General features: G+C 69.0%; 11 protein-coding genes and 6 pseudogenes. 10 read left to right on the forward strand and 7 right to left on the reverse strand.

All coding sequences use genetic code 11. The features are described from left to right. Positions 1 to 509: 509 nt before the first annotated feature. Together CFW40_RS00185 and CFW40_RS38635 are read right to left on the reverse strand one after the other, a co-directional pair. Positions 510 to 1,559, reverse strand: coding sequence for a barstar family protein (locus tag CFW40_RS00185; RefSeq protein WP_256331690.1), 1,050 nt, complete (start codon positions 1,557 to 1,559; stop codon positions 510 to 512). 599 nt (positions 1,560 to 2,158) lie between these two features. Continuing rightward, positions 2,159 to 4,552, reverse strand: coding sequence for a UvrD-helicase domain-containing protein (locus CFW40_RS38635; RefSeq protein ID WP_306427414.1), 2,394 nt, complete (start codon positions 4,550 to 4,552; stop codon positions 2,159 to 2,161). A 133-nt stretch (positions 4,553 to 4,685) separates the two neighbouring features. Here CFW40_RS38635 and CFW40_RS00195 point away from each other — a divergent pair. Next, positions 4,686 to 5,321 (forward strand): annotated as a pseudogene (locus tag CFW40_RS00195) (phage/plasmid primase, P4 family); the annotation flags it as partial. A 6-nt stretch (positions 5,322 to 5,327) separates the two neighbouring features. Beyond that, entirely contained in the window at positions 5,328 to 5,732 is a 405-nt protein-coding gene (locus CFW40_RS00200) for a DUF6009 family protein (protein ID WP_088801812.1), read from the forward strand. Here the strand turns inward: CFW40_RS00200 and CFW40_RS36880 are convergent. Next, a complete protein-coding gene (locus tag CFW40_RS36880; RefSeq protein WP_176956631.1) occupies positions 5,722 to 6,156 on the reverse strand; it encodes a hypothetical protein in 435 nt (144 codons plus the stop codon). The genes CFW40_RS00200 and CFW40_RS36880 overlap by 11 nt on opposite strands. Before the next feature lie 135 nt (positions 6,157 to 6,291). Here CFW40_RS36880 and CFW40_RS00210 point away from each other — a divergent pair. The 5 genes and pseudogenes from CFW40_RS00210 to CFW40_RS00230 all read left to right on the forward strand — a co-directional run. After that, positions 6,292 to 7,182 (forward strand): annotated as a pseudogene (locus CFW40_RS00210) ((Fe-S)-binding protein); the annotation flags it as partial. Continuing rightward, a pseudogene (locus CFW40_RS00215) lies at positions 7,163 to 8,963 on the forward strand (thiamine pyrophosphate-requiring protein). The pseudogenes CFW40_RS00210 and CFW40_RS00215, both read left to right, overlap by 20 nt. A gap of 2 nt (positions 8,964 to 8,965) precedes the next feature. Then, positions 8,966 to 10,114, forward strand: coding sequence for an enolase C-terminal domain-like protein (locus tag CFW40_RS00220; protein WP_088795807.1), 1,149 nt, complete (start codon positions 8,966 to 8,968; stop codon positions 10,112 to 10,114). Between the two features lie 12 nt (positions 10,115 to 10,126). Then, a pseudogene (locus CFW40_RS37660) lies at positions 10,127 to 10,489 on the forward strand (trehalase-like domain-containing protein); the annotation flags it as partial. A 430-nt stretch (positions 10,490 to 10,919) separates the two neighbouring features. Next, positions 10,920 to 11,544: pseudogene (locus tag CFW40_RS00230) on the forward strand (SDR family NAD(P)-dependent oxidoreductase); the annotation flags it as partial. A 261-nt stretch (positions 11,545 to 11,805) separates the two neighbouring features. Here CFW40_RS00230 and CFW40_RS37665 read toward each other — a convergent pair. Beyond that, entirely contained in the window at positions 11,806 to 12,006 is a 201-nt protein-coding gene (locus tag CFW40_RS37665; RefSeq protein WP_256331689.1) for a cyclopropane-fatty-acyl-phospholipid synthase family protein, read from the reverse strand. 280 nt (positions 12,007 to 12,286) lie between these two features. On the opposite strand from CFW40_RS37665, the gene CFW40_RS00240 reads away from it, so the two are divergent. Continuing rightward, entirely contained in the window at positions 12,287 to 12,817 is a 531-nt protein-coding gene (locus CFW40_RS00240; RefSeq protein ID WP_088801813.1) for a hypothetical protein, read from the forward strand. Positions 12,818 to 13,038: 221 nt separating this feature from the next. On the opposite strand, the gene CFW40_RS00245 is transcribed toward CFW40_RS00240, so the two are convergent. The 3 genes and pseudogenes from CFW40_RS00245 to CFW40_RS00255 form a co-directional block, all read right to left on the reverse strand. Beyond that, positions 13,039 to 13,596 (reverse strand): hemerythrin domain-containing protein, encoded by a 558-nt coding sequence (locus CFW40_RS00245; RefSeq protein ID WP_088795809.1) that lies wholly within the window; start codon positions 13,594 to 13,596, stop codon positions 13,039 to 13,041. 195 nt (positions 13,597 to 13,791) lie between these two features. Further along, positions 13,792 to 14,533, reverse strand: a pseudogene (locus CFW40_RS37670) (zinc-binding dehydrogenase); the annotation flags it as partial. Between the two features lie 208 nt (positions 14,534 to 14,741). Beyond that, positions 14,742 to 15,077 carry a helix-turn-helix domain-containing protein gene (locus tag CFW40_RS00255; protein WP_088795810.1) on the reverse strand — a complete coding sequence of 112 codons (336 nt, stop codon included), beginning with the start codon at positions 15,075 to 15,077 and terminating at the stop codon, positions 14,742 to 14,744. Positions 15,078 to 15,300: 223 nt separating this feature from the next. Between CFW40_RS00255 and CFW40_RS36885 the strand changes: the two genes are divergently transcribed. After that, complete coding sequence (locus tag CFW40_RS36885; RefSeq protein WP_176956630.1) at positions 15,301 to 15,639, forward strand: STAS domain-containing protein; 339 nt, start codon at positions 15,301 to 15,303, stop codon at positions 15,637 to 15,639. Between the two features lie 343 nt (positions 15,640 to 15,982). Continuing rightward, a complete protein-coding gene (locus CFW40_RS00265; RefSeq protein ID WP_088795812.1) occupies positions 15,983 to 16,210 on the forward strand; it encodes a DUF5133 domain-containing protein in 228 nt (75 codons plus the stop codon). Positions 16,211 to 16,326: the final 116 nt, after the last annotated feature.

Raw genomic sequence — 16,326 nt, forward strand, 5'->3', positions numbered from 1 at the left:
TGGCGTCGGCGCAGCCGCGCGGGACCGCCGCGGCTTCGGCCGGCTTCCGGGGTACTGCCGCGAGCGCCGACGGACCGACGTCAGCTTCGGGGACGGGTACACAACCGCCCTCAGCCGGACCGCATCAGTTAGGGGGTGTCGTTCGGATCATGGCGGGCTCGCGGGGCCTGGCACGCACTCCCCCACGCCTGAACGGCGCGGGGGGACCCCCATCCGCGTTGTCGTCACTCGCCGACGCTCCGCGTCGACTCCCTCCTCCGCCTTGCGATCGCACGCGCCAGGCCCCGCTCCCTGATCCACCATGATCCGAACGACACCCCCTAGCTGCTCCAGGCGCTCCGGCGAGAGGGACAGCGGGACCGGTTCAGCCATGGGGGCCTCCGCGCGAAGCGCGACGAGACCCAACGCCGAGCCCAGCGCCCAGCCGTCCACCTCGGCATCCCCGCACGCCGCCGTCCGCAGGAGTCCGAATGACGTCCCCCAGGCCGTTGCCTCGAAGCAACGAGCTGTCACCGAAGGATGACGCTCACACCCCGTGCATCGAAGGTCTCCAGGAGGAGGTCGAACAGCACAAGCTCGCGATCACCGGCGGGCACGCGCTCTGCCAACCGCGTCCGAGCCTCGGCCGAGGAGTCCCAGTGCAAAGTGAACGGAGTGGTCGCGCCCCAGCCGCCTCTCAGACAGTCGTCCAGAGCGTCCAGGTTCCAGCCGAAGTACCCACCGGGGCCGTTGATGGCCTCACCGATGGCGCAGTAGAAGGTGTCCCTGTCAACGATGTGTCGGCCGTCCAAGGTGAACACCTGGCCTGCAGGCGCATCGGGCTTCCCCTGGCGTTGGTACTCCCGGGACCACAGGGCCACCGACAGCCACGCGTGTCGGTCCTTGGGCGCGAGTTCGTGCCACATTCCGGTGTGGTTCAGGTGACCGGTGCGGATCAGCTCCCACCATCGTTCCGCTCCGGGCAAGGCGTTCTCGCACCAGAGCGTCACCGTGAGGTCGACGAGGCCGGCACCGCTGGCGGAGGGCTTGACGTCGATGACGGTGACCTCGTTGGCGAAGTAGGACCCCATGGTGGCACCGTCACCGTCGAGGAGCTGGAACCAGGCGTTCCCTGCCACGGCACGACGACTGCCGACGTGGTCAACGCACCTCAGTAGGCCGCCCTGCGGGAGGCAACGCGCGAGGTGCACTCGGCGCGCTCCTTCCTCATCAGGCAGGGGCGTGAACAGCCCCTCGGCCTCGTGAGCGAAGCCCCAGAAATCGCTGTCGTCCTCATCCGAGGTCAGCGCGTATTTCTGCCCCTCGCTGCCCACTCCCGACGTTCGCATCGCACCCCCCATGAGAGCGCTGATCTTACCGACGCCGGGGATCTGCCCGGCAGCGGCCGGAGCCGTCACCGCCCCTGACTCCATCCCATCCATCTCGGAGGCCCTTTGACGAGCCACATACACGCCTTCACCCATGAGAGTGAAGTGCAGAGAAGCACGTCGAAGCAGAAGGTCGCCGCCCCTGGCAGCGCTCCCGCCGAACCGCGCCAGACGCCTCGTCAACAGGCTCACCAACCATCGTGAACGCGACCCGGCGGTCAACTGGGCACCACCCGCCGCAAACCGCAGGCACTTGGCATGCCAAAGTCCCCTACCCACTCAGTGACACGGCATGACACCAACCAACGCCACACTCGAAAGGCCAGCCACCCCGCGGTAGTCCCGAGGCGCAACCGACGTCGTAGTGGTCGTCCATGAGTTCCAAGAACGAGGTTCCAGTGGTCCCCGGCCGGCACGACGAACATCGCTCTCCGGTCCACCCGAGCCAACACCGCCGAACACCACGGGGAGCACACCCCCTGAAGAGCTCCGCACCGATACGAACCCAGACCGCGCCAGCTCCCGGCAACCATCAGGGCTTCGTGCTGCCCGAGAGAGGCCTTGCGCACCTACGAGCCCCTCCCCTGCCTCACCACGGATTTCCAGCACTCCCCCGCTCCCGGCTTCACGCCCAACCCGGATTCCACCAGCGCTGCGTCCGGCAGCGGCCGCTCCGGAGTCCAGCCCCAGGGCCCGGACGGCGACGAAGTGGGGCAGCGGATCAGGTTCTCCCCGGCTGTCTATCGGACCGGCAACCTGAGTTGGTATCTAATCCGGTGCAGGTAGGCATATCAGCGTCCCCCTCCGGCATCATGCAGATGTTGGCGCAGTTGTGCGCGGAGTTGTGCCAGTGGCATGGCCGCACCGAGCCGCCGCAGAAAATCGGCGGCCTCCCAGGTGATCAGGCCGCCCTGGCGGGAGAGGTACAGGCCCACCTGGTCGATGCCGAACTGGTCGTCGTAGTCCAGCAGGAGGTATCCGGCGAGCTGGTAAATCTCCTCGCGGCCCAGGCGGTGGGGGTCTTTGGTGGCTTTGCAGTCCAGTAGGAGGCCGCCGAGGATGTAGTCGGCGTCGGCGCCGCCGATGTCGCCGCTGCCGGCGAAGACCGGACCACACACGCGGGCCCTTTGTGGTAGGGCCCGGAAGGTGGCGAACGGGCCGTCGGCGAGCCGCGTCTGCTGGTCGATGTCGGTCACGACGTACTCGGGGACCGCCGCGGTGAGGTCGTCCAGGGTCGTGGCGGCGGTGGCCTGGGCGAGCATGCTGAAGCGGCGGATCTCACCGGTGCGGGCGACGTCCTCGAAGAAGCCGGCTACGAAGCACAGCCGGATGAGCGCGTTCTCGTCCAGGCTGCTGGGGTCGGCGAGGTAGGTGTCGACGGTGGCCAGCAGTTTTCGGCCCGCCGCGTGCAGGGCCTTGCGGGAGCCACGAGCCGGTGCGCCGCGTAGCGGTCCGGTCTCGTCAAGGAGCGTGACACCGGCGACAACGGCCAGTCCGAGCCGCCCGCCCAGGCTGAGGCGCAGGCGGTAGTCGATGGCGTGTCCGAGGGCCGTCCAGTTCGGGTACTGCACGTCGATCGGCTGCACCGGGTGCGGGAGGCAGGCGATGCGCGACTGGTAGTCGCGTACCAGGTTCTGGCTGTAGGGCAGGTGGGCGGCCATGAACTGCGAGATCGGTGAGGAGTCGTACTTCAGCTGTCCGGTCAGACTGAGCTCGATCATCGGCCGCCCGGCCACCGTGCCGTCCCGGCCGGCGTCGGCCATGGTCTTTTCGTACTCGTCGATCCAGGTGATGCCCTCGGTGTCCAGCAGATGGCGTGCGCGGGTGACCGCGACGTAGATCAGGCGGGCCTCGCTCGCATTCAGCTTGCGCTGCAGACCGTGGTCGTCCACCGACGGGGCTATGAAGCCCTTTCCGATGCGTACCGACGGCCACTCCCGTCCCTTGGCCTTGTGGGCGGTGGAGACGGTGACCTGCGCCTTCTCCTCCGGAGACAAGCGGTCCACCGCGGTGATGATCTGGTCGGGGCCGTAGGTGTCGACCAGCTGCACGATCGCTTTGAGGTCCTGGCCGGCCTTGTCCTGCTCGGCGTACTCCTGTACCTCGCCCCAGGAGGAGAACAAGAACAGCTCCGGGTGGCTGGTGCGCTGGCCCGCTTTGAGCTCGAGCGCGGCCTTGGCGATGCGCTGCAGAGCGCTGCCCCCGCCGGTCAGCGCCACCGGGATGCCGAACTCCAGGAAGGACAGGACTTCGCTCATCGCATCGACGTTGCCCCGGCACAGCACCGCCTCCGGCTGCGCCACCTCGCCGACGCGGGAGCCGGGGCCATGGCCGGTCAGCTGCATCTCCGACTCGGCGTGTCCCAGCCACCGGTTGGCCACCTCGGCGATGGCCGGGCCGAAACGGAAGGACTGGGTAAGGCGCAGCTGGTCGGCCGGGAAGCCGGTCATCACATCGCGCGCGTTGCGCCAGCCGTAGATCTGCTGGGCAGGGTCCCCGACACACACCCGCTGCGCGTCCTGGGCGAGGAAGACCTCCTCCAGCACCGGGTTGGTGTCCTGGGCCTCGTCCAGCAGGACGAAGTCCGCCCCGAGCTGCGGGGCGGTCATCGCCCACAGCTTCATGTAGTGGTCGTGCTCGAACCGCAGCCGGCCCGCGGGCGAGCAGATGTCCTCCCACGCGCGATGTGCGTAGGGCAGCAGGGTGCGGGCGAGATAGTCCTGGCCGGGGCCGTCGAGGCCGTTGACCGGCTCCATGTGGCGGGCCATGACCTGCCGGTCGGTGGTGTAGCAGAACTTGCGGACCATGCCCATCACCAGACGCGCGGCGTGAGTGATCTTGATTTGGCGGGAGTTGACGTCAAGGTCACGGGTGATGCCGAGCAGACGGGCGGTGTGCTTGGCGGGGATCCTCGCCGAGGCATCCAGACGCTCACGGTAGTGGTGGCCGACAGCGCGGAAGGCCAGGGAGTGCGCGGTACGGCACTCCACATTGGACCCGAACCGCCCGCGGGCATCGTCGGCGATCGACCGGTTGAACGCCACGTACAGCCCGCGTTTGCGGGTCGCGGCGCCCATCAGGATCAGCGTGGACGTCTTGCCCGTCCCTGCTCCGGCGACCAGGGCCAGGTCCCGGCCGGAGGCGAACACCTCACGGGCAGCCTGCTGCTCCTTCGTCGGCTCCATGGCCATGAATTCCTCTCTGGGAAGCGCGGCTTCATGTACCGCAACCCCAGAGGCTGGACCAGCTGATGACCAACCGTCAATACAGTCATACGTTCGGTAAGCAGTTCTGGGCAGCAACAGGAGTGTCCGCCCCCACGGCCGACGGGTCATCGTCTGTTCCGAACTCAAGGCCGGCGACCGCCTCGATGATTCCCGTGTCAAACTCCTGACCGGCGGTGACATCATCAGAGCCCGCCGCATGCGCCAGGACTTCTTCTCCTTCGTCCCCACACACAAACTGTTTCTTCTGGGCAACCCCCGTCCCGAAGTCGGCACCGGCGGCTTCGTCTTCTGGCGCCGAATGAGCCTGGTCCCCTTTGAACGCGTCGTCCCCGACACCCGCAAGGTCGACATCCTCGTCCGCGAGGGAGGCCCCGGCCTCCTCACCTGGCTCGTCGACGGCGCCCGACGCTACCTCTCCGGCGAAAAAGACCTCACCGGCCCCGAAAGGGTCCGCCTGGCCACCATCGCCTACGCCGAGACCGAAGACCACATGGGCAGATTCCTCACCGAATGCTGCAAGACCGACCCCGGACTGCGCGCCGAACAAAAGCACCTCTATCTCGCCTACACCCGCTGGTGCGAAAGTGAAGGTGCCACCCCCGTCTCCTCCCGCGCCTTCGCCGGCCGCGTCCGCGAAACCCTCGGCCTGCGCTCGCCCAAGGAGATGGCCACCTCCAACTCCAAGAAGTACTACCCAGGCATCGGCCTCATCGCCGACATCACCGAGGAACGCGTGAGCGCCCTGATCGATCCCAAGGACCTCACGCACGAAACCGACCTCGTGTGGCTCGAGGACACCACCGACCTCGACTACGTCCGCCAGTCCCTCGACCGCGTCTCCAGCCGCCGGCGCCAACCCCCCTACCACCGCGACGGCCGCCTCATCGGCTACGCCGTCCTCGGCCCCACCGCCAAAGCCTCCCGCGCCTCCGGTACCTTCCTGCGCCGCGTCTTTTGGCTCGCCCCCCACGACCGCGACCAGCAACCAGATGGCCTCTACGCCACCGGTGCCCCCTCCGAAGCCGTCGACCCCCGCACCCTCGCCCCTCGTACCAAGGGCTACAAAACCGAACGCTCCGAAGGCGGTCCCGCCTCGGCTGCCATGCGTGAAATGGGTATAGCACTCCCTAAAACCTGACAGCCTGGCGCAGCTCAATCGTCAACGCAATTCCGGAGCTGAGTCCCTTCAGACCCTGAAGCATCGGGATCGGGTTGCTGACTTGCAGGCGCGTTCCTGGGAGATGCGCTGACCGGTGCACGGACACGGTCGCTGCAGACTGTGCCTGCTCTCCTCGCTCTTGGCGTATGGCCAGTTCCTCTGCCCGGTGGGCAGCGTGCTCGGTGCGAGCCCGGGCGCAGGCAGCCCTGGCAGGCGCGGTGGTGTCGAAGACTTTGCGGATGGGCGGGTCCACCGGGATCTCCTTGAGGGCGAACCCGCCCTCGGTGACGGCCACGTGGAAGATGGTGCGGGTGGTGAAGGATCCGTCGAGTGCCGCGATGGCCTGAGTATCCTCAGCCCGGGCAGTGCGGAACTCGTAGTCCATGTCGTCAACGGTCGTCATGACATGAACCTACGATCAGTTTGACAGGCATGATCGGGTTTCGGGGCGGCTTGGCAACCGGGCTGTCCGGGATAGGCCGCGGTGACCACCAGGCCCAGAAGAATCGGTGCGGCGCGCGCCCCTGCCAAAGATCAATTTCGGACGGTGGTGCTGTGGCCGGATACCTTCAGCAACCACCTTCACCCCAACGTCGCCAAAGCGGCGGTGCGGGTCCTGGAAGATGCCGGATTCCACCTCGCGGTCCCCCTCCAGCCCTTCTGCTGCGGACTGACGTGGATCTCGACGGGGCAGCTGTCCCTCGCCAAACGAGTGCTGGACCGCACCGTGACAGCACTGCGTCCCTGGATCGAAGCCGGGACACCCGTCATCGGCCTGGAGCCCTCGTGCACGGCCGTCTTCCACGCCGACGCCCTCGAGCTGCTCCCTCATGACCCGGACATCCAGCGGCTGGCCCGACAGTTTCGGACCTTCGCCGAACAACTCGTCCACCACGCTCCCGACGGCTGGAAGCCACCCCGGCTTGGGCGGCCGGCGACCGTGCAAACGCATTGCCATCAGCATGCGGTACTGGGTGACGACGCAGACCGGGAGCTGATGCGGCGGGCCGGCGTCGAAGCGGACGTCCTGGACTCCGGCTGCTGCGGGCTGGCGGGCAACTTCGGCTTCGAACGCGGCCATCACGACATCTCGATGACGATCGCCGAACACGGCGTGCTGTCCGCGGTGCGCGCCACCCACCCTGACGCCCTGGTGCTGGCCGACGGCTTCAGCTGCCGGACGCAGATCACCGACGGCGACACCGGCCGGGGCGCGCTGCACCTGGCCGAAGCACTGGCCCTCGGCCTCGAGGGGCCACTGCCCACCGACGCTCCCGAGCACGCCGCACCCCGGCCCCGGGCCGTTGCCCGCGATGCACGCCTGGCGGCGGCCGGGGCTCTGGCCGCCCTGGGTGCGCTGGGCGCCGGCGTGGGCAGCGCACTTCACCGACGAGGAATGAGGATCACGCGTGTCCACCAAGGTCTCTGACTACATTCTTCAGCGGCTGCGCGAATGGGACGTCGAGCACGTCTTCGCCTATGCCGGCGACGGGATCAATGGCCTGCTCGCCGCCTGGGAACGGGCGGACAACAAGCCGAAGTTCGTCCAGGCCCGGCACGAGGAGATGGCCGCCTTCCAGGCCGTCGGCTACGCGAAGTTCTCCGGCCGGGTCGGTGTCTGCGCGGCCACATCCGGGCCGGGCGCGATCCACCTCCTCAACGGCCTCTACGACGCCAAGCTCGACCACGTCCCGGTCGTGGCGATCGTGGGCCAGACCAACCGCAGTGCCATGGGCGGCTCGTACCAGCAGGAAGTGGACCTGCTGAGCCTGTACAAGGACGTGGCCTCCGACTTCTGCGAGATGGTGACGGTCCCCGAGCAACTGCCCAACGCCATCGACCGTGCGATGCGGACCGCCTACGGCCGACGCACGGTCACCGCGGTGATCGTCCCGGCGGACGTCCAGGAACTGGACTACTCGCCGCCCACCCACGACTTCAAGATGGTCCCCTCCAGCCTCGGCATCGCCTCGTACGCGCCCGTACCCATGGAGGACGACCTCGCCCGCGCCGCCGACGTCCTCAACGCCGGAGAGAAGGTCGCCATCCTGATCGGGCAAAATGCCCGCCGGGCACGTGCGGAGGTGGAGCAGGCCGCCGAGATGCTCAGCGCAGGCGTGGCCAAGGCGCTGCTGGGCAAGGACGCGCTCCCCGACGACCTGCCCTATGTCACCGGCGCCATCGGCCTGCTGGGCACCCGACCCTCGTACGAGCTGATGCGGGACTGCGACACCCTGCTTGTCATCGGATCGAGCTTCCCCTACACCCAGTTCATGCCCGAGCTGGACCAGGCGCGGGCGGTGCAGATCGACATCGACCCGCACATGGTCGGGATGCGCTATCCGTTCGAGGTCAACCTCGTCGGTGACGCCCGAGCGACCCTGCAACGGCTGCTGCCGCAGCTCAAGCCGAAGAAGCACGGCGAATGGCGCAAGAAGATCGCCAAGGATGCGGCGCGCTGGTGGGAGGTGATGGAGCGGCGGGCCGCCGTGGAGGCCGAGCCGATCAACCCGGAGTATGTCGTGCACGCCCTCGATCCGCTGCTGCCGGACGATGTCATCCTCGCCGCGGACTCCGGCTCGGCCGCCAACTGGTACACCCGCCACCTGCGGATGCGCGGCACCATGCGCGGTTCGCTGTCGGGGACGCTCGCCACCATGGGCCCGGGCGTGCCGTATGTCATCGGCGCGAAGTTCGCCCATCCCGGCCGGCCCGCGCTGGCCCTCGTCGGCGACGGAGCCATGCAGATGAACGGCATGGCGGAGCTCATCACCGCGGCCAAGTACTGGCAGGAGTGGCGCGACCCTCGACTCATTGTCGCCGTACTGAACAACCAGGATCTCAACCAGGTGACGTGGGAGATGCGCGCGATGTCCGGCGCCCCGCAGTTCCTCGCCTCACAGGCGCTTCCCGGACGTGCCCTACGCCGACTTCGCCCGGTCCATCGGACTTGGCGGCATCCGGGTGGAGAAGCCCGGCGAGGTAGCGGACGCCTGGCGTCAGGCGCTAACCGCCGACCGGCCCTTCGTTATCGACTTCCGCACCGATCCGGCCGTCCCGCCGATTCCGCCGCACGCCGGCCTCGACCAGATCGAGGCAGCGGCCACCGCCGTCCTCAAGGGCGACAGCGACCGCACGGCGGTCGTCAAGCAGGGCTTGAAAGCAAAGGTCCAGGAGTTTCTCCCGGGCCGCAAGCACCACCAGGACTGACGGTGCGTCCCAAGAACGCCGGCAGCGCGGCCCAGCTGGGCGGTTCGTCAGAGCCGGTTGTCGATTCGGTTGAGGCCTCGGTCTACCGGGTCCCTACCGACGCACCCGAGGGCGACGGCACGCTGGCTTGGGACTCCGCCACCATGGTGGTGGCCCGGGTTCACTCCGGCGGCACGACCGGGCTGGGCCACACCTACGGAGCAGCGGCAACGGCCCAGGTCATCGACGAACAGCTTGCCGACATCGTGACCGGCCGCTGCGCGCTGGATGTACCGGGCGCCAACGAGGCGATGTCCCGGTCCGTGCGCAACGCCGGCCGGCCCGGGCTGATCGCGGGCGGCCTCTCGGCGGTCGACATCGCCCTGTGGGACCTCAAGGCGCGACTGCTGCAGGTGCCGCTGGCAGGGCTCCTGGGCGCGAGTGGCGACGACGTGCCCGTCTACGGCAGTGGTGGTTTCACCACCTACGACGACCAGCAGCAGGACCGGCAGCTGCGCACCTGGGTCACGGAGCAGGGCATCCTGCGGGTCAAGATCAAGATCGGTGAGTCGTGGGGAACCGAGGAGCATCGCGACCGGCGGCGCATCGCCCTGGCCCGCCAGAGCATCGGCGAGGCCGCAGAGCTGTATGTCGACGCCAACGGCGCCTTTTCCCGCAAACAGGCCGTCCGGCTCGGCCCGCACCTTGACGCGCATGGCGTCACCTGGTTCGAAGAGCCGGTCTCCTCTGACGACTTGGCGGGACTTGCGCAGGTCCGGTCCGGCGTCACCTCCGAGGTGACCGCGGGAGAGTACGGCTACACGCTGCCGTACTTCTGGCACATGCTCCAGGAAGGCGCCGTGGACTGCCTCCAGGCCGACGCCACCCGCTGCGGGGGCCTGACCATCTGGCTGCGAGCGGCAGCGCTGGCCGAAGCGGCCGGGCTGCAGATCTCAGCCCACTGCGCACCCCATGTCCACGCCCACGCCGCGGCCTCCGTGCCCAATCTGCGGCACCTGGAGTGGTTCCACGACCACGTGCGCATCGAGAACCTGGTCTTCGGCGGCGTTCTGGACCCTGCGGGCGGTACCGTCCGGCCCGGCCATGACCGCTCACCCGGCCACGGGCTCGTGCTGCGGGCCGACCGCGCCGATCCGTACCGGATCGCCTGAGGCGCGGCGACGATGACCAGGGAGCAACGGCCGAACTTAGGCCCTGCATATCCGCCGCAGGAGCTGGGCAGCTACGCGCTGCTGGCTGACGGCGAGCGCGGCGCCCTGGTCGGCCCGCGCGGCGAGATCTGCTGGCTGTGTGCCCCACGATGGCACGACGACGCGGTCTTCGCCGCGCTCGTCGGAGGCAGGGGCCTGTACGCGGTCACTCCAGCGGAACCGTTCGTACCCGGCGGCGCCTACGAGGAGGGCTCGTTGATCTGGCGCAGCCGGTGGGTGACGCGCACCGGCATCGTCGAGTGCCGCGATGCTCTGGCGTTTCCCGGCCAGACCGGACGGCTGGTGCTGCTGCGGCGCATCGTGGCCCTCGACGGGCCGGCCCGCGTACATGTCGTGCTGCACCCGCTGCCGGCGTACGGGCAGGAGCCCATGCGTGAGGTCAGGCTCGGCCCGGCAGGCCAGTGGCAGGCGCGCCTCGGCCAGTTGGCGTTGCGGTGGTCGGGAGCCGGGGACGCCCGGCTGACCGACGGCAGCAGCCACGGCGACCAGTTCACGCTTGACCTGGTGCTCCCGACCGGCCAGCGGCGCGATCTGGTGCTGGAGCTGGGCACCGGGCTCCCACAAACACCAACCGTCCACCCCGCTCGAGCCTGGGCGGCAACCGAGCGAGCATGGGCCTGGGCGGTCCCGGGGCTCAGGGACACCATCGCTGCCCGCGAGGCTCGGCAGTCGTATGCGGTCCTGCGCGGCTTGACAGGCGCCGAGGGCGGCATGGTCGCCGCGGCCACCACCAGCCTGCCCGACGCAGGTCGGCTCGGCGCTCGGCGAACGGTCCGTGCCTCTGCAGTCCGCCTACTGCGGCGCCAAGCACGCCATCAACGGCTTCACCTCAGCCCTGCGCACAGAGCTCCTCCACGAGGGCAGCGGCGTCCACGTCACCCTGGTGAAGTTGCCGGCCGTCAACACCCCTCAGTTTTCCTGGCTGCGGTCCCGCCTGCCCCGCCACCCGCAGCCGGTGCCCGCCCATCTACCAGCCGGAAGTCGCCGCCCGCGCCATCGTCCACGCAGCCGACCATCCCCGGCGCAAGCAATATGCCGTCGGCGCGTCCACCTTCGCGACCGTCCTGGCAAACAAGCTGGCCCCCGCGCTCCTGGACCACTACCTCGCCCGCACCGGCTTCGACTCCCAGCAGACCGACGCCCCGGCTCCCCCGGACCGAACCGGTAACCTCTGGGAGCCCGCCGACGGCAGGAGCGGGCACGACTACGGCGCGCACGGCGACTTCGATGACCACGCAGCAGCTCACTCGCCCGTAACCGCGCTGGCCCGGCACCCCGCCGCTCTCGTCGGTGGCCTGCTCGGCGCCGCGCTGGGTACGGCCGCCGTGGCACGGTCAGCCCTGCGGCGCCAGGGCGGCTGCCGGGGCTAGGAAGTCCGCTCCCCCGTTCACGACCGGAGAAACAGGCTTACGGCCTGTTCAGCTCTTACGTGCGGTGACCAGAGCGAAGGAAAGGAATCCCCGCCGTCCGCTGTGAGCAGGTCGATAACGGGCGCGTTCGCGCTACGGCTGGCCGGCTGATGCCCGGCCCCTGCCCGGGCCCACAGCAGCCAGTCCCGCCAGGCATCAGGCTGCGGCCGCGCCGAAGTGACCTCCACCAACTCGGTGATCCCCCAGTGAAAGCGCCACCGCTCACTCTCCTCCTCGAACGGCAGGGGCGTGAGCCTCCGCTCGCACAGCGGTCACCTGGTCCCCTACACCCGCCTCGGCGAAGACGGCTGTCGCGTCCTCGGGCGCGCTCCACCAGTCGGCCGCGACGACCTCGGCACCGTATTCGCGGGCCAGGAACACCAACGTGGCGCCCTTGCCGGAGCCGAGATCGAGAACCCGCATCCCGGGGCGCAGACAGACCGCGAGAGGCTCCCGGCCAAGGAGCGCGGGCGGACGGGACCGTCGCCTCCGCTAACTACCGCGTGCTGCTGAAGGGCTCCGTCGGCCCCGGGGCCCTGAAAGGACGAACGGGCATATCGAAGCATTCCGCGTGAGCTGCGTCATTTCGCCCGATGGTCCGCGCGTCTAGGCTTCCGGGCGCCCGGGGTACGGCCCCACTGCACTGCGCGACGGTCCGCGACCTGCGGTGACCCTGTGGCGCAAGAGAAAGGACGCCATGTCGTTGTCCACCGATATCTCACCGGTCATAGCATCCACCGCGCAGTGGCTGCTGCGCTCCTACCCCGCCACGGGCGGTGCCCTCGACGTGGCCCTCGCAGAGGCCCAGGCCCACCAGGCAACCACGGCCGCTGCGTGGCTGCGCTACCCCACGGCGGCGGACGCCGCGGCAGTCGCTTTCGTCGGCCCCGGCGGCTCGGCCCGGCTGGACTGGATCACCGGCGTCGACGTATCCGGCCCGGAGGCGTTCGAGGAGCCTTGGCGCACCTGGGTCGACGAGGTCGTGGCGAGCTGGGCTGCGTGCCTGCTCACCACACCGGAACTCGCCGACGAGGCGGTGGCCGCCCTCTCCTGCGGTGAGCATGCCGCCGGGATGAGTGTCGACTTCCGCCGGCTGACCCGGCCCGACGACCGCGATCGCCGGGCGGCGACGCTGCTGCGCCACCCCGACCTCCTCGGCCCTGTCGCCGACCTCCACCGCCCCGCGCTCGTGCGCCACCTGCAAGGCGACGAACTCGACGCCGAGCGCGTCTAGAGCTGCGACTGGCCGATGCGGCCCTGCGGCGGCCGCGAAGGTGGCCGCGCAGGCGGACGGCGTGGTCCTGCAACTGATCTTGATGAGTGAAGGTACCCGCCCGCCGCACAGTCCGCAGCACAGCGCCGTTATTCGCTGGAGAGGGCTGCGAGGAGGTCATCGGCGCCGACGACGGCGCGTCATTCACCTTTCACTTGCGTACGGGAAGAGCTCTGGGTGGGTTACTGGCCGCGGCCGCTGACGTAGTCGCGCACCCGGTCCACCAGGCCCAGGCCCGGAGCGAGCAGCTTGTTGGCCGGCGGCGTGCTCGGGGCAGCGGGATGGGGGCGGGTGGGAGCGCTCTTCTTCGCCTGGCGGACCTTGTCGCCCAGCTCCTCCAGCACGTAGGGGTGGACACCGTTGCGGAGCCGGGTGAAGAGGTTGTTCTCCTCGTCATCCACGTGCGCGGTCACCTCGGAGCGCAGCTCCCGCACCAGCTGGTCGAAGTCCTCGTCCGTCGCCTCGCGCCGCTCGAGGTCATTGAGCAGCTGCTCGACGCGGGCGTGATCGGCGAGCTCCTTGTCCGCCAGCGCGTCACCGTCCTCCAAGTGCTCGCGCACCGCCGGGTAGAGGTACGCCTCCTCGGCCACGGAGTGCCGCACCAGCTCGATCGTCAACGCATCCACCAGCCGCTTGCGGTCCTCCCCACCAGGAGGAGCGTCACTGAACTGCTCGAACAGCTCCTCGACCTCACGGTGATCGGTCGTCAGCTCCGCAATCACATCGCCGCCATGCCCCACGGCACACCGCCTCTCGCTCCGGCAGCCGACTTCTCCGGCTGATGGCTCACGGGTTCCCGGACGGAGGCCGCATTAACACCCCTGTGGCCGCAAATGCCCCACCTGCGCCATGGGTGGGCGTGGCACCCGCACGCCCAGCCCAGAAGACGGCACGATCACGGTGGGTGCGATGCGTGCTGCGCCCGTCGTCCCGGCCTGGCGAGCCATGTCCATGAGGAGATCGAAGTGCGCGGGGGTGTGCATCGAGGATGCCGATCGCCTGCGCGTTGTGCAGGTGAAGACGGTGCACGTCAAAAGACACGTTGTAGCCGCCGAGCGCGCCGGCGACGCCCCACCGGCCGCCTTCGCGCAGCAGCGGCAGCCCCTCACTCACCAGGCCCCGGCGACGATGTCGAGTGCGACGTCGATGCCTTTCGGGGCGATAGCGCGGATCTGTTAGGCGACGTCTCGTGCCCGGTCGACGACTTCGTGCGCACCCGCCTCGCGCACCGAATCGATCGTGTATCCGCTGCTGATGGCAAGCACCCTTGCACCGCGCGCTCGGGTGATCTGCACCGGCGCGAGGCCGACTCCGCCGGATGCTCCCGAGACCAGCACGGTCTCCCCCCTCCTGCAGTCGGCTCCGCTCGATCACCCCCAGCGCCGTGCCGTAGGCGATCGGCAACGTGGCGAGCTGATCGTCCGTGAGCGGGGATTCCGTCACATCGTGAACTCGCTCCGCCGGCGCGGTCACATACTCGGCGTAACCACCGTCGCGTTCGCTCCCCCTCAACCCCACCGGGTTCGCATCCGGCCCTCCGGAGTCGCAGATCGCCGGATCGACGACCACGCGACGACCGACGAGGCCCTTGTCCATGTCGGCGCCGACCACCACGACCCGGCCCGCCGGTTCCGGCCTTCGCGGGGCTTCTTGACCGCGTCGGCCAGGAGGACTTCCTTGCGCATCTCGCAGCCGTCGGGATCGGCGTCCGTCCACAGGCGGAACTTGTCCCGCTCATATCCGGAGCGCGACTCGGCTGCCGCCTTCAGATCAGGCGGTGCCAGTCCTGGGGGTACCCACCACACCGGTGAACGTCAACCGACGGCGCGATACTTCGCGGGGCGTAGTCACGGTGCCACGGGCAGCCGCGACGCGGTGTTCGGCGCTACGCGTCGGCGCGCGGGGGCGGCTGCTCGCTGCGGAGCGCTTCGTCCTGGACGAGCAGGGAGAGGAGGGAGGCGACGGGGAGGCCGGCTTCAGCCGGGTGCCGCAACACCTTCCCGGGCTCGATGCGGTAAGTGTTCGCGCGTCCTTCGCGTTTGTGCGACAAGTAACCCCCCTGCTCAAGATCCGCGATGATCCGCTGGACGGCGCGCTCGGTGAGCCGGCAGTGGGCGGCGATGTCGCGGATGCGGGCGTTGGGGTCGTCGGCGATGGCTGCCAGCACGCGAGCGTGATTGGTGATGAACGTCCATCCGTTGTGAGGGTCAGGCACTCCCATGCGGCAATCCTATGAGGGCCCCTTGGCTGACGCCAAATACATGACATATATTTCGTGCAACACGTTGCGTGTGTCGAGTTCCGGCATCGGCAGGTCTCCGAGAAGGGCAAGCGGGGTGGACCCTCGGGTAGTGACGGTTGTGACAGAGCGCGCCCCGGGGGCGCAGCAGCTCGCCACGCCACACGAGAACCCAGTCGGTGGGGCGGTGGGTCCGCCATGCCTGATGAGGGTCTCCAGCGTCTCCGATGCAGAAGAGACCGTGGTGGCCCTGCGGGGTGAGATCGACTATGGCTGCGAGGAGGCACTCGAAAGGGCTCTCACCCACGTTCTGAGCGCCTCTGACCGTGGAATCGGGATCGACCTCAGCAAGGTCTCCTTCTGGGCGTGCTCCAGCGTGAAGGTCCTCCTCACCGTACGTCAGGTGGCGCTGCGACACGGCAAGACCGTGTCCCTGCGGGCGACCAGCCCCGCAGTGCGCCGTGTGCTTGAACTGAGCGGCACACTGCGGCTCTTCACCACCAGCACCGCCCCTGCCTCTCCACATCTCACAGCCGACGGCTAGCCACCGCCCTTGGGGCAGCGGCGCCTCCAGCGCGGCGCACGAGAGGGGAGGCCCAGGGCCCCTCGGCAACGACACGACGCGGGGGCTGGTTCCACGAGTGGCGGGTGGCCGGGGCCCAGGTGCCCTTACGGCAGCCGCTGCGCGCCTCGGCAACCGGTTCTCTTGCCGCTACGTCACTGCGGGCACCCACCGGGACGGCTCAAGTGGCGCAAGATTGGCCCCCAGCAGGGCTCAGGGAGCGTCCGCCACCTCTCCCCGTGACCAGGGGACATGAGTGTTCGTGCACCGGGTACCGGCGTGAGTGCCACTGAGAACGGTGGAGTCCAAAGCTGAGGAGTCCGGCATGCTGACGGCCCACCCCGCAGTGCTGCGCAAGCTCGTGGACGAATACGAGGCCCTGCGGGCTGTACACGCAGAATGCGGCAACGCAGAGCCGCGCGGACGCATGACCGAGGTCGCCTGCGCCCTGTGCCTCTCCACTGGCACCTCCGACGTGGACGCGGCTCTGATCGCCGCACACCACCAGCTCCCGGGAGCTCAGGTGCATGACGACTCTCTCCTTGTCCCCTGAGCGCACAAAGACACTGCCGGCGGCGCCCCAGTGCGAGAGGGCGATTGGCCCCTCGACTGCCGCTGACGCATCCCGCGCCCAGCGCCGTCGATTAGGGACAAACTAGGTAAAACGGC

The organism is Streptomyces sp. 2114.4 (assembly GCF_900187385.1).
Classification (GTDB): domain Bacteria; phylum Actinomycetota; class Actinomycetes; order Streptomycetales; family Streptomycetaceae; genus Streptomyces; species Streptomyces mooreae.

Bases quoted from the DNA above. Each gene is read 5' to 3' on its own strand.
- CFW40_RS00255 (WP_088795810.1), bottom strand. From the start codon at position 15,077: ATGGGAGTGCCTGACCCTCACAACGGATGGACGTTCATCACCAATCAC.
- CFW40_RS00265 (WP_088795812.1), top strand. From the start codon at position 15,983: ATGCTGACGGCCCACCCCGCAGTGCTGCGCAAGCTCGTGGACGAATAC.
- CFW40_RS36880 (WP_176956631.1), bottom strand. From the start codon at position 6,156: ATGACGACCGTTGACGACATGGACTACGAGTTCCGCACTGCCCGGGCT.
- CFW40_RS38635 (WP_306427414.1), bottom strand. From the start codon at position 4,552: ATGGAGCCGACGAAGGAGCAGCAGGCTGCCCGTGAGGTGTTCGCCTCC.
- CFW40_RS37665 (WP_256331689.1), bottom strand. From the start codon at position 12,006: ATGCGGGTTCTCGATCTCGGCTCCGGCAAGGGCGCCACGTTGGTGTTC.
- CFW40_RS36885 (WP_176956630.1), top strand. From the start codon at position 15,301: ATGAGGGTCTCCAGCGTCTCCGATGCAGAAGAGACCGTGGTGGCCCTG.